General features: G+C 55.4%; 9 protein-coding genes. 6 read left to right on the top strand and 3 right to left on the bottom strand.

From position 1 onward, the window contains the following. Nucleotides 1–4: 4 nt before the first annotated feature. Entirely contained in the window at nucleotides 5–3,181 is a 3,177-nt protein-coding gene (locus SFC07_RS04140; protein ID WP_411206961.1) for an error-prone DNA polymerase, read from the bottom strand. A 163-nt stretch (nucleotides 3,182–3,344) separates the two neighbouring features. On the opposite strand from SFC07_RS04140, the gene SFC07_RS04135 reads away from it, so the two are divergent. The 5 genes from SFC07_RS04135 (at nucleotide 3,345) to SFC07_RS04115 (ending at nucleotide 9,466) form a co-directional block, all read left to right on the top strand. Then, the gene (locus tag SFC07_RS04135; RefSeq protein ID WP_411206960.1) at nucleotides 3,345–4,244 is read left to right on the top strand and encodes a MetQ/NlpA family ABC transporter substrate-binding protein; all 900 of its coding nucleotides are present in this window, start codon (nucleotides 3,345–3,347) and stop codon (nucleotides 4,242–4,244) included. A gap of 189 nt (nucleotides 4,245–4,433) precedes the next feature. Then, nucleotides 4,434–5,477: a methionine ABC transporter ATP-binding protein gene (locus tag SFC07_RS04130; RefSeq protein WP_411207035.1), complete on the top strand. Its 1,044-nt coding sequence runs from the start codon at nucleotides 4,434–4,436 to the stop codon at nucleotides 5,475–5,477. Then, nucleotides 5,474–6,151 carry a methionine ABC transporter permease gene (locus SFC07_RS04125; protein WP_411206959.1) on the top strand — a complete coding sequence of 226 codons (678 nt, stop codon included), beginning with the start codon at nucleotides 5,474–5,476 and terminating at the stop codon, nucleotides 6,149–6,151. The genes SFC07_RS04130 and SFC07_RS04125 overlap by 4 nt, the downstream gene beginning before the upstream one ends. Before the next feature lie 166 nt (nucleotides 6,152–6,317). Then, nucleotides 6,318–6,995 carry an ABC transporter ATP-binding protein gene (locus SFC07_RS04120; RefSeq protein ID WP_411207034.1) on the top strand — a complete coding sequence of 226 codons (678 nt, stop codon included), beginning with the start codon at nucleotides 6,318–6,320 and terminating at the stop codon, nucleotides 6,993–6,995. After that, nucleotides 6,992–9,466, top strand: a complete 2,475-nt coding sequence (locus SFC07_RS04115; RefSeq protein WP_411206958.1) for an FtsX-like permease family protein — start codon at nucleotides 6,992–6,994, stop codon at nucleotides 9,464–9,466. Before SFC07_RS04120 ends, SFC07_RS04115 begins: the two co-directional genes overlap by 4 nt. On the opposite strand, the gene SFC07_RS04110 is transcribed toward SFC07_RS04115, so the two are convergent. Further along, a complete protein-coding gene (locus SFC07_RS04110; protein ID WP_411206957.1) occupies nucleotides 9,453–10,316 on the bottom strand; it encodes a sucrase ferredoxin in 864 nt (287 codons plus the stop codon). The two genes, SFC07_RS04115 and SFC07_RS04110, sit on opposite strands and share 14 nt — an antisense overlap. A 227-nt stretch (nucleotides 10,317–10,543) precedes the next feature. On the opposite strand from SFC07_RS04110, the gene SFC07_RS04105 reads away from it, so the two are divergent. After that, nucleotides 10,544–11,182, top strand: coding sequence for a hypothetical protein (locus SFC07_RS04105; protein ID WP_411206956.1), 639 nt, complete (start codon nucleotides 10,544–10,546; stop codon nucleotides 11,180–11,182). A gap of 226 nt (nucleotides 11,183–11,408) precedes the next feature. Here the strand turns inward: SFC07_RS04105 and SFC07_RS04100 are convergent, their stop codons facing one another. Then, on the bottom strand, nucleotides 11,409–13,010 hold the full coding sequence (locus SFC07_RS04100; protein ID WP_411207033.1) for a Y-family DNA polymerase: 1,602 nt from the start codon (nucleotides 13,008–13,010) through the stop codon (nucleotides 11,409–11,411). Between the last annotated feature and the right edge of the window lie 4 nt (nucleotides 13,011–13,014).

Below are 13,014 nucleotides of genomic sequence, written 5' to 3'. Positions count from 1 at the left end.
TGGCTCATCTGAAATCTCGCGATCCGCGGCTCAGCAGCTCGCCTAGTTCCAGGGGTTCTAAACGATCCGCCACGATATTGACCACACCCCTGGCGTTTTGCACAATCCCCCGAATAATTAAGGCTTTTGCCGTGCGTGCCAGCACCCGCTGCCGTTTCCACAAGCCCACCGAGACCATGACATTCATCAGCCCGGTCTCATCCTCCAGCCCGAGGAAGGTAAGCCCCGAAGCTGTTTGGGGACGTTGGCGATGGGTCACAATCCCTGCAATTTTCACCCGTGTTCCATCTTCTACCTGCAAGAGCTGATCCGCTGGCACAATTCCTAAGCGGTTGAGGTGTTGGCGCACCATAGCCATGGGCTGTTGATCCGCAGACACCCCGGTGGTACTAATGCTCGCGGCCATTAATTCAAAGGCCGTCATCCCAGGCAAAGCTGGTGCGCTAATGGCTGATAGCCCCGGCAGCATCCCGGGTTTTTCCGTGGCCGCGACGCCTGCTTGCCATAGTGCTTCGCGTAGTTGCACGCCCAAACATTCCAAGGCGCCTGCGCGTGCGAGTGCTTCAATCTGGGACACATTTAATTCTGCCCGGCGCGAAAGGTCTGGGATTGACTCATAGGGAGCGCGATTGGCAATGCGCTGCGCTGCGTCTTTAGATAAACCTTTGACCAAATTAAGGCCTAGGCGGATGGCGCCCTGCGGGGCGTCTGCTTCCACCCCGGAATCATTCACCGTGATCGGCAAAATGCGCACGCCATGGCGTCTGGCATCACTAATTAGCGACTGCGGAGAATAAAAGCCCATGGGTTGGGCTCGTAATAGACCCACGCAGAATTCCGCCGGGTAGTGATATTTAAACCAGGCAGAAAAGTACACCAGGGAGGCAAAAGATTGGGAATGTGACTCGGGGAAGCCATAGGCGGCAAAAGCCACCACCTTATTCCAGAGTTTGTCGGCAGTATCGCCCACAATTCCATTGGTATCGGCAAGCCCTTGGAAAAACCGCGCGCGCAACGCTGTCATTTTTTCTGGGGAGCGTTTAGAACCCATGGCGCGGCGCAGGGAGTCTGCTTCCCCACCACTAAAACCGGCAGCGTCTACCGCCATTTGCATCAGCTGCTCTTGGAATAGCGGAATGCCTAGGGTTTTGCCTAAGGACTTCTCCAGCACTGGGTGGTCATAGGTGATTTTTTCTTCCCCCGCCCGGCGACGCAGATAGGGATGCACAGATCCGCCTTGGATGGGACCGGGGCGAATCAAAGCGACCTCCACCACCAAATCAAAAAAGGTGCGGGGTTTGAGTCGCGGCAAAGTAGATAGCTGTGCACGGGATTCCACCTGGAATACGCCCACGGCATCGGCCTGGCACAACATCTCATAAACTTCCGGCTCGGCTAGATCAAGCTCCCATAGCTTCACCTCGATGTCGCGGTGTTCCAGGACTAGATCGAGCATATGGTGGATTGCTTCCAGCATTCCCAGGCCGAGGAGATCAAATTTAACTAATCCGGCAGCAGCACAATCATCTTTATCCCATTGCACCACTGAGCGATTGTCCATACGTGCCCATTCCACTGGCACCACATCGGCAATGGGGCGATCACAAATCACCATGCCACCGGAGTGAATGCCAAGGTGGCGGGGTTGTCCTTTAAATTGTGCTGCTAAATCCATCACCTCCTGGGGTGGTTCCTCGGTGCCTTTGGACCAGGCATCGGCAGCACCTTGGGAAAATCCCAGGGCACGGGCGGCATCTCTAATGGCACCTTTAGTCCGGTAGGTAATTACATTGGCCACTTGAGCTGCATTATCGCGCCCATACTTGTTGTAGACATATTGAATAACCTCCTCGCGGCGGCCGGATTCAATATCAATATCAATATCGGGTGGGCCATCTCGATCTGGGGATAAAAAGCGCTCAAATAATAGGTCTGCAGAAATCGGCTCAGCGTTAGTAATGCCCAGGACAAAACACACAGCGGAGTTGGCTGCGGAGCCTCGCCCCTGGCACAGAATATTTTCTGCTCGGCAAAATTCCACCAGGTCATTAACGATGAGGAAGTATCCCGGAAAGCCCAGCTCTTTAATAACTCCTAGTTCATAGGCAATTTGGGTGGTGGCTTTTTCTTTAATCGCTTGATCTCGGCCGTGATATCGCTCCTCAAAACGCTCGTTGACCAGGTGGCTAAGCCAGCTCATTTCCGTGTGCTCGGCGGGTGTATCCCAGGAGGGCAAATTTGGGGCCACCAAATTCAGTTCAAAGGCGCAGCGTTGCGCTATTTCCACAGCTCCAGCCAGCAGGTCCGCGCAGCCTGGATGTGCTCGCAAGAGTGCTTGACCACTGCGCATCCAGGAGGCGCCCATGGGGTGGAGTTCACTTTCGGCATCGCTTAGAGCCTGGCGCTTGCCCAAGGCATGTTTAGCTCCAGCCAATCTCACAGCATTTTTTGAGGCTGCTTCTGGATGGGAACTTATGATGCCCGGCAGCTGAAATTCCGCTTGTGCGCGCCTTAAATATTCATTGTGATCGGCTTCTTCTGGCAGCATGGTGGCACTAAATTCCAGCACAATATTGTTCTTCCCAAAAAATTCGATCACATAATCGATTTTGTCAATCCAGTGGTAGTCCAGCAAAACTATCCATTCACCTCCAGCCTGTTGCGCCACCATAGGCAAAGGCGGGTAAGCAACCTGCCCCTTCTCTCCAGTTGCCATTTTTGCTTCAGTAATCAGATGGCTAAGCCGCCGATACCCCTCCACCCCTTTACAGAGCACACTTAACACTCCCTCTTGCAGGCTTAACTCAGCCCCAAAAACAGTTTTTAGCCCGGCTTCCGCAGCAGCTTGGGCAAAGCGCACCGCTCCATAAAACCCATCCCTATCCAAGATGGAAAGTGCACGTAAACCTAGTTTTTTAGCCTCTAACACCAAGGCTTCTGGATCAGAAGCCCCTTTAAGAAAGTTATAACTTCCAGTGGCATGCAATTCCGCAAAAGCCACATGCTCATAACCTGCCCCAAGCTCATCCTTATCCTCCGGCGCAACAATCAACCCAGGCGCCACAGTCGGCTCGTGCAGTACCTGCCTTAAAGGCTGTGCCTTTTTACCTGAGAGGATTTTTTCCATTGCACCCCAAGACAATGGGCGCCCATTAAAACTTCCCCCACCATTCCATTCCATAGGCACTAGAATACATTTTTAGAACAAGTTTTCCAATAAATTTTTCCCACTTTTTCCACACTTTAACGCTCCTCAAATAGACCGAGCTGTACAGATCACGGTCTATGGTGCTAACCTCCTAAACAACTAAGTGACCACCACGAAAAATAAGGGGACGCCGAATATGAAGCTTCGTCGCATTACCACCACGGCCATCGCTGGCCTGTTCGCCGCAACTGCACTTGTAGCCTGCGGTTCCGATTCCGATGGCAGCAGCACCGCTGTTTCCGAGGGCACCGATGGAGTAACCATCCGCATCGGCACCACCGATGCAGCTAAGGAAGCATGGACTGTTTTTGAGGAGAAGGCAGCAGCAGAGGGCATCGAGCTTGAGGTTGTTCCATTCTCTGACTACTCCACTCCGAATGAGGCATTGGCCCAGGACCAGATTGACGTCAACCTCTTCCAGCACCTGAAGTTCCTGGCTGAGTACAACGTGGGATCCGGCGAGGACCTCACCCCAGTTGGCGCCACTGAAATTGTTCCTTTGGCGCTGTTCTGGAAGGACCACGATTCCCTCGACGGCATCGACGGCCAGTCTGTAGCTATCCCTAACGATCCTTCCAACCAGGGCCGCGCCATCAACGTGCTCGTCCAGGCAGGTCTGGTTACCTTGAAGACCCCAGGTCTGATCACCCCTGCTCCAGTTGATATTGATGAGGCAGCATCCAAGGTCTCCGTCACCCCTGTTGATGCAGCTCAGTCCCCTACCGCATACCAGGAGGGCACCCCAGCTATCATCAACAACTCTTTCCTTGACCGCGCAGGCATTGATCCTAAGCTCGCTGTCTTCCAGGATGATCCAAACTCCCAGGAAGCAGAGCCATATATCAACGCTTTTGTGACCAAGGCTGAGGATAAGGACGATGCCAACATCGCTCGCCTCGTTGAGCTCTGGCACGATCCTGAGGTCCTCGCAGCTGTTGACCGCGATTCCAAGGGCACCTCTGTTCCAGTTGAGCGCACCGCCGCTGAACTGCAGGCTATCCTTGATCGTCTCGAAGAAGCACAGGCGGCTTCCTAAACCCGCCACATAGCTTCCATACCGAAGCTATGACTTTAACGCCCCGTTGGAAAATTTTTGACGAACACCACGTCGCAAATGCTCCCCCGGGGCGTTAAACTGTTCCCCTGCAACTTTTGTCCCCAGACCATCTGAATCGAGGACACCGCCGTGTCACAAACCGCGTCAACACCGACGCCTGAAGAAAGCCTGCACCAGCGCCCCACCACCAAGGGCACGCGTGTGGAATTTCGCGGAGTAACCAAAGTTTTTAGCAATAATAAAAACGCTAAAACCGTTGCTCTCGATAATGTCACCCTCACCGTTGAACCCGGTGAAGTTATTGGCATCATCGGCTATTCAGGAGCCGGCAAATCCACCTTGGTCCGCATGATTAACGGCCTCGACTCCCCCACCTCAGGTGAGCTGCTTCTCGACGGCACCAACATCGTAGGCATGCCGGAATCCCAGCTGCGTAAACTCCGTAGCAATATTGGCATGATCTTCCAGCAGTTCAACCTCTTCCAGTCCCGCACCGCAGCCGGAAATATTGAATACCCACTGCAGCTGGCCAAAATGGGCAAGGCTGCGCGCAAAGCGCGCGTCAAAGAAATGCTGGACTTCGTCGGCCTTTCCGAGAAGGGCAACAATTACCCGGAGCAGCTTTCAGGTGGTCAGAAACAGCGCGTAGGCATTGCCCGTGCGCTTTCCACCAACCCCACCCTTTTGCTTGCCGACGAGGCGACCTCCGCTTTGGACCCCGAAACAACTCAAGAAGTTTTGGAAGTTTTGCGCAAGGTCAACCGCGAGCTCGGCATCACCATCGTGGTTATTACCCACGAAATGGAAGTTGTCCGTTCCATCGCTGACAAGGTCGCCGTCATGGAACAAGGCAAGGTTGTTGAATACGGCAGCGTTTATGAGGTCTTTTCCAATCCTCAAACCAACGTGGCCCAGCGCTTTGTGGCAACCGCACTGCGCAACACTCCCGATAATGTCGAGGCTGAAGATCTGCTCAGCCACGAAGGCCGCCTCTTCACCATTGATCTCACCGAGGATTCCGGATTCTTCAAGGCTTCTGCCATCGCTGCAGAAAACGGCGCCACCATCAATATCGTGCACGGCGGTGTCACCACCTTGCAGCGCCATTCCTTTGGCAAGATGACCGTTCGCCTGGGCGGTAATCCTCAAGCCATTGAAGAGTTTTATCAAAGCCTGCAGCACACCACGACCATCAAGGAGATCACCCGATGAATGAGATGATTCTCGCAGCTGACTGGGATCGCCTGGGGCCAACTTTTAGCACCGCCATCCTCGATACCTTGCTCATGGTCAGCGTCACCATGGTGGTGTCTGGATTCCTCGGACTCATCGTTGGTTTGTTGCTGTACACCACCCGCAATGGTGGCATCCTGCAAAACAAGGCTATTTATACCGTCTTGAACCTCTTGGTGAACTTTGTTCGCCCCATTCCGTTTATTATTCTCATCGCTGCCATGAAGCCTTTGACCGTGGCAGTAATGGGAACCTCTATCGGCCGTGACGCCGGTATCTTTGTCATGATTGTGGCTGCTACGTTCTCTGTGGCCCGCATCGTGGAACAAAACCTGGTGGCGATTGACCCCGGTGTAATTGAGGCAGCACGTTCCATGGGTGCTGGCCCTTTGACCATCATCCGCACCGTGATCATCCCCGAAGCTTTGGGACCACTGGTTCTGGGCTACACCTTCCTCTTTATTGCCATTGTTGATATGTCGGCTATGGTCGGCTACATCGGTGGCGGTGGCCTCGGTGACTTTGCCATTGTTTATGGTTACCGTGCCTTTGATAATGAGGTTATGTACGTCGCAGTCCTGGTTATTGTCATCATCGTGCAGGCAGCTCAGCTGCTGGGCAACTGGCTTTCCAAGAAGATCATGCGTCGATAAGAAGCGCCACTCGCACCCGCGGTTTTTACCGCGGGTGTTTTTTATTTCCCCTATAGTTGTGGCGGATTAAAAACAATGAAACCTCAAGGAGTAATCTCGCGTGACTTCCACTTCCGAAGCCTTCATCAGTACCCCACCGCCAGTGTTATCGGCGCAAGGTCTGAGCATGACCTTCGGACAAGGTTCCACCGAGGTACACGCCCTTAAAAACATCACGGTGGATATTCCGCGTGGCCAATGGACCTCTATTATGGGCCAATCAGGATCTGGAAAAACTACACTTTTGCATTGCCTTTCCGGCCTAATGCAACCCACCGCAGGGCAGGTAATTCTGCATTCCAGTGATGGCAGCAGCCAGAGCATTAGTGAGCTCTCAGAAAATAAGCGTGCCAAATTAAGGCGCACTCATATCAGTGTGATTTTCCAGGATTTTAACCTTGTTCCCATTTTGTCGGTTCAGGATAATATCTCCCTGCCCATGCGCCTGGCCCACAGCAAAGTAGATAAAGCCTGGCTGGAGAAAATCACTGAAATCCTCGGCATCGATCACCGCCTCAAGCATCTTCCCCATGAGCTTTCCGGCGGACAGCAGCAGCGTGCTGCAATTGCGCGGGCGTTGATTAGCCGCCCCGAAATCCTCATTGCCGATGAACCAACCGGCAGCCTCGATTCCCAAACCAGTGATGCTGTTTTGGATCTTTTTCGCACTGTCGTCAATGAGCTGGGGCAGACCCTAGTTTTTGTTACCCACGATAAGGATGCAGCCTTGCGTGGCGATCGTTTAATCAGCATGCGTGATGGCCAGATTCTCGAAAACACCGAAATCACTGGTGCGCGCCGATGATCAAACTTGCCTTTGCCCAGTTACGACGTCGCGGTTTTCGATATATCTCGCTCTTTTTTGCCATTTTTGCAGCAGTCGCTTTAAGCGTCGGCGCCACCGCACTCACCAATTCTTTGGTCGGCAGCGTTAATGATCTTTTTGCCAAGCCTTATGCCAACGCCAATCTGGTAGTAACCACCAGCGCCCAAAACTCAGAAGATTTCTTGGCGCTGCAGGATACAATCGCCAGTGATCCCAACACCCACACCTGGGCTTTTGACCAAAACATGTCGGCGTCTTTACAACAACCAGACGGCATTTACGCCAGCACCATGGTGCAATCAATCACCCCGGGTGAACTTCAATGGCGCCCACTTCTAGCCGGACGGCTACCAGAAAACCCAGGAGAAATCGCTGTAAGCGCCGCAGCCGATGCACCTGAAATTGGGTCCACACTTGCCCTGAGTTTGTCCTCCAGCAGTAAAGATATACCCGTGACAGTTGTGGGCACTATGGAGGCTGCCGCCCAAGAAACCCTTAGCGGGTCATACATTGCACTGGCTACACCCCAGGCCGTACAGCAATGGAATAAGTCCAGTGTACGTGGTGAGTTCCGTATTAGTTCCACCGACTCTGCTGCCACGACCGCAGCAATAAAAGCGGCTGCCACCGCAACGGACACGACTGCCCAGATTGCTTCGGTGCAGGGGTTCGTCGAGAAGCTTTCTGATACGTATTTAGGTCAACGCGATCGCTATTTCCTCCTGCTCTCAGCATTTGTGGTGGTTGCGGCAGCGGTGGCGTTTTTGGTGGTGTTTTCGGCGTTTATGGTGCTTACCGGCGAGCGGATGCGGGAGTTCGGTCTCATCCGCGCGATCGGCGCCTCCACCCCACAACTGGTGGGATCAGCGCTGGTAGAAGCTGGAGTTTTAGGCCTCCTAGCAGCTGGTTTGGGCGCCCCCGCAGGAGTTTTTGGGGCTCGGTTTTTAGCCACCCAAGCCCATCTTTTTGGGGTGCGCATCCCGCTGGATAATGTGCAAGCTCCACCAACAACAATGGCACTTATTGCCGGGACGGGCGTGGTGCTCACAATTGTGGCGGCTTTGCCTGCTGTTCTCAGTGCCTGCCGGAAATCAACTGTGGATTCTTTGACTGCTGCTGCGGTTTCTCGATGCTCCCCGCTGCTTATGGGTTTGTGGCTGTTTTTGGCGCTTGCAGCTGGAGCAGCAGGCTGGTGGGCTTTGGGTCAGGTTGAAAATTATGCCGGTACCCGCGCGGTGGCACTCGTTATTGCAGCAGCTGCCGCCATCATTTTTGGGCTACTGGTGGGCACTGCGGTTGCGTTACCGCCAGCACTTTATGGGCTCTCACGGCTATTGGGCAAAGGTGCTCCGAGCGTGCAATTAGGTCTGGCTTTTGCCTCCAAGCAGAAATCGCGTTCTGCAGCACTAATCGGTGTTATTTTGGCTGGCGTGGCGCTGAGTTCTGCGGTGTTGCATGGTCAGGCCCAGATCGGCGGACACTTGGTAAATGCTGCCAAGGGAATGGGTGGCACCGATATTTTGGTCACCGCCTTGGATTCAGAAATGCCGGCGGGATTAGTAGATTCTTTGTCAGCTCTCGACGGGGTTTCCATGGCGGTTGCCCCAGCAGCAGCTACCGTGGATTTCCCACAGTCAGGCTCAACCGCTGTCTTGGCTTTAGGTGAAGAAGAGGGCGCACAGGTGATGCGTGGCAATGATACCGGTGCTCCCCCACAAACGGTGGTGCTCGGCCGCAGTTCTGGTGAACAGGCAAACTTCCCCGTGGGTACTGCTACTGAGGCGTCCATCAATGAGGTTTCACTGCCGGTAACTATTGAGCACACGGACAATTACTTTTCCATTGTTGACCCCGGCCTCATCGCACGGGCGCGTGAGCAAAAGGCAGCTGAGCTGGGCGTAAGTGTGGATAAGCTACCTGCGCAGCCAGTACGCAACATATTGATCTTATTAGATGGCGATTCTGACCAAGATCCCCAAAACCCTACGGTGCAGGCAATTCGTGAAGTTATCGGACAACAAGATGGTCGCTTTGCTGTCTCCGAAGGTTTTTCTGCGCGTCTTAATACCTTTGCGCTGGTCTTACGCGTAACCACGATGTCTACGTTGCTGGCTGTGGTGGCCTTGGCGATCGCCGCTGTTGGCCTGGCCAATACTGTGGCGCTTACCGTCGCCGAGCGCGCCCGCGACCGCGCCTTGCTGCGCACCATTGGTCTTACTTCCGGTGGTCAGCGTGTGGTGATGGGCACTGAACTTTTTGCCCTCGCGTTGCCAGCTGCGGTGATCGGCACCGTGGCAGGTGGCTGGTTAGGCAATATTGTTGCCGCCACCGCCACCGGGTCCCAGGCTGGTGCGCTGGATCCGCAGCTCATCTTGTACATTCCGGCCATCATGGTCGCCGGTGCGGTGCTATGTGGCTTGTTGGTACTCGGCCGGTCTAAAGCTCAGTAATTGAGCTAACCACCCAGGCCTTGCCGGTTTTGGGGGCATCCCCGCAAGAGGAAATCACACCCTCAACCTCTTGGCGTTCCAGCTGCACTGACCAGCTGCGGCCATCCGGGTGGGTCACCCGCACATCCTCAGCGCCCTCGGTGACCTCAAGGTACGCCGGAGGGAGGGCGTCGAGAAGCGTTGCGACGCCTAGCTCGGCGACCTGGCCACGTGCGTCGAGGGTGCCACGTCCGCGGTTTCCGGGGAGGAATAGCTTATTGTCTACAGCCTGCTCAAAGAGGGTGGTGGTGGCTTCTTCATTGAGGCGGCCGAAGGAATAATTCCACGGCATAAGCATCATTGAAGGCGCAAAACGGTGGCCCTTGGTATGGGAAGATTCCCAGACCTGCAACTCCCCAAATTTGGGTTCGATGGCAGCAGCCAGCGGGCGGCCTTTGATAGCGCAGCACACATCGCGTTTGGAATGGGTGCAGATCAGCAGCATGGGATCTGTGATGCGGGTGGCGTTGTTGCGGCCGGGGCCAGAAAGATCAAGCTCGAGGATCTCGGCTGCGGAATCCACAATGAGGTGTTCGATGATAGCTGCCTCGGAAAAGACCAGGAAGAGGTGGCATTTTTCCACGCGCCTGCCCTCGCGGCCGGGTTTTCTAATCAGCTGCAGGCCCATATTGGCGGACTTGGTAAATGCCTTGAGCTGCGCGGTGAGCTCGGGATCAAAAGTGTGGCCGTCTAAAATATCGTGGCTCCAAGAACCCGGGTGCTCAAAAAGAATAAAACCTTTTCCGGCTTTGGCCGTTCCAGCCAAGGGCTCCACCATGACGTCGGAGCAGCGAGGTAGCGCTTGATTCATGGGTTTAACCCTAGTCTGATAACGATTTAGGCCAAGAAAATAGGCCTAAGCAATCGTTTTCACCCCTTAAAAGGTGTTCGCTTTGGAGTTTCTTGTGAAGTTCTCTTGAGAGTTTTCCTGGGAGCTTTCCTGGGGTTTTAGAAAGTTTTACAACAATTCGTTCACGATTGTGTCACTTTGGCCTTCTTACTTAGGGTTCCTTTGTCTTTCGGGGTTACGGTAAGAGGATGATTGTGCAGCGTTCTTCTACTTCCCAGCATCGCGTCCGCCGTGGCGCGCTTACCCTTCTCAGCGTAAGTGCCCTGACCCTTGTCGGCTGTGGAACCAATGGGACTTCCACCGATAATGCCACGGGAGCAACTCAAACGATGTCCGCCACCGCAGGCAGCGCTTCCCTTTCCAATGATGCTTCAGCTGGCCCCACCCCACTGGGCACTGCCGACACCGCCATGAAAACCCTCCGTGCCGAAGCCCCTGCACAGCTTTTGGTGACCGGCGTTCGCACTGGCTCCCACAATGGCTTTAACCGCGTGGTTTTTGATCTCACCGGCGAAGGCCAACCCGGCTGGTTTGTGGATTACACCACCAACCCCACCCAGCAAGGCAGCGGCAATCCCGTGAAATACACTGGCGACACCGCTCTCAATGTCAATATTGATGGCACTGTCTACCCCTTTGACCTGGGCATGGAAGATCCTCAAATCGGCACCGTGGAAGGCTCCGGCAGCATCGTCACTCAGGTTGTCAGCGCTGGCACCTTTGAGGGCCGCTCCCAATTTGTCATCGGACTCAATGGCAAGCACCCTTATTCCGTGAGCGTGCTCCAAGATCCGCTGCGCCTCGTTGTGGATGTCATGGCGCAGTAGGCTCTTGTTGGGCTTGTGCCAGAGCTCGAAAGGACACCCTCGAAAGGACGTTCCATTCCTCGAATTCACTAGTCTTTTCGAGCCCGTCCTTTCGAGACCTTTAGCACCAGCTCACCCCTCCCAAAGACCCCGGATTCACACGGTCGGAAGGAGTCTAAAAACCCCGGATTCACTAGTCCTTTCGACTTCCTGAATCCGGGGTTTTGCCAGCCCTACCCAAGCCCGCCTAGTAACTAGCCTCCACCCGCCACTTCTCCTCCATCCAGATCAATAACCAGGCACTCACCTGCCCCTGCCCATCCCCAGATACAGCAGATACCGCCTGCCCCACCACCTGCAGGCGGGCATAGCGTTTACCAGTGCTTTCCCACCAGCGATCATCCACCGGCCATGGCCCCGCCCAAGCTGTGATCACATAGCGCTTTGGGCCCCAGGACAAGGCATAAGGAACTGAACTGAGTAAGGCTTCGGCGGTGACCTGAATCCGCGTGCCGGTGGCGTCGATAAGCACTACTCGCGAGGCCGGATGATTGATGCCAGCAGTCAAACGCGCAGGTAGCGGCCCTGGAATTCGCCCTGGCCACGTGCCATGCGGAAAGCGCACCGGATCTGGCGCCTCGCCAAAGGCCACAAAGCGAATCCGCTCCTCCACACCCCTGCCACCAGTGGGAATAGGTTGCAGCACCGCGTCAATACCCAAGGTGGATTGCACGCGCTGAATCACCTGTCGCGCCACATGTTTGTGGCTGCGCCCGGTATCCCATAAACCACCACTGGCCATCTCCGGTGGCACACATTCCAAAGGCCGCAAGGTCAGGGTAATAATGCCGGCTTCCTCGGTACCCTCATCCACACTGCCGTGGGTGCTCAGCCATCCATCCAATTGCCAGCGTACACGGTCAGCAGTGGCGGCCTCAGTTAGCGGTTCGCCGGTACGCCACACACGCGCAACCTGCGTACCATCACTAAAATCGGCCTCCACCTTGAGCAACTGACACACCACCCCAGCCTCAGACAGCTGCTGATGCAGGCGCGCAGCCAAAGCCCTGGCCACAAAGGCCGCAGCATCCACGCGCCTAATCGGATCCTCCGGCACATGAGTAACTTCCCACTGCGCACCTTCCAGCGCCGGCGCCACTTTGCGGCCAAAACGCGCACTAGCAATGTCAAAACAGTGCACACCTGCCTTGCCAAAGCGCGTGGACATCGACTCCACCGGCAGCACCGCCAGCTCGCCTAATGTGGAAATCCCCAGGTCCACCAGGGTGTTCACCACAGCGTGATCACATCCCAGCGACTCCTCCGCCACCAGCACCGATAGGGGTTGGCCGGCTAAAAAGCTTGTCGACGCGCCCCTGCCCTGCCCCACCACCGCCCCGCGCGGAGCGCGGGCAGCAATAATCGCCGTGGTGAGCTCATCGGCAACCCCGACTTCAACGTCAATACCGCGGCGCGCGGCGGCGTCGATAAGCATCTGGGCGGCAATTTCTTCACCTCCGTGATAGCGCGCAGCGGCGGCTGCATCAATCGCGACCAGGCCCGGGCGCAGCACCTCGACGCTGGAGGCGACCTCGCCAAGGGATGACACAATGCCCTCGAACATGCGACCATCGCGGTCGAGATCTTGGTCAATGACCTCCAGCTCCGGGCACACGGCCTGGGCTTGGCGAACCTTCATCCCACGGCGCACCCCGCGTTTGCGTGCGGCCACCCCACACACTTTGATGCGGTAATTAGTGGCAATGGCCAGCGGTTTTTCCAGGTTTGGGGGATCGTCGCGGTCCAATCGGATGGCCTGGACTGGCCAATCCGGAAACCACAGCACCATAATC

The sequence above is a fragment of the Corynebacterium callunae genome, assembly GCF_046592015.1.
Taxonomy (GTDB): domain Bacteria; phylum Actinomycetota; class Actinomycetes; order Mycobacteriales; family Mycobacteriaceae; genus Corynebacterium; species Corynebacterium callunae_A.
The sequence above is the reverse complement of the archived record's forward strand: the minus strand, read 5'-3'. Positions and strand labels throughout refer to the sequence as shown.

What these genes read in the sequence shown, in the direction of transcription:
- SFC07_RS04140 (WP_411206961.1), bottom strand. Translation starts at nt 3,181, where the DNA reads ATGGAATGGAATGGTGGGGGAAGTTTTAATGGGCGCCCATTGTCTTGG.
- SFC07_RS04135 (WP_411206960.1), top strand. Translation starts at nt 3,345, where the DNA reads ATGAAGCTTCGTCGCATTACCACCACGGCCATCGCTGGCCTGTTCGCC.
- SFC07_RS04125 (WP_411206959.1), top strand. Translation starts at nt 5,474, where the DNA reads ATGAATGAGATGATTCTCGCAGCTGACTGGGATCGCCTGGGGCCAACT.
- SFC07_RS04120 (WP_411207034.1), top strand. Translation starts at nt 6,318, where the DNA reads ATGACCTTCGGACAAGGTTCCACCGAGGTACACGCCCTTAAAAACATC.
- SFC07_RS04115 (WP_411206958.1), top strand. Translation starts at nt 6,992, where the DNA reads ATGATCAAACTTGCCTTTGCCCAGTTACGACGTCGCGGTTTTCGATAT.
- SFC07_RS04110 (WP_411206957.1), bottom strand. Translation starts at nt 10,316, where the DNA reads ATGAATCAAGCGCTACCTCGCTGCTCCGACGTCATGGTGGAGCCCTTG.
- SFC07_RS04105 (WP_411206956.1), top strand. Translation starts at nt 10,544, where the DNA reads ATGATTGTGCAGCGTTCTTCTACTTCCCAGCATCGCGTCCGCCGTGGC.
- SFC07_RS04100 (WP_411207033.1), bottom strand. Translation starts at nt 13,010, where the DNA reads ATGGTGCTGTGGTTTCCGGATTGGCCAGTCCAGGCCATCCGATTGGAC.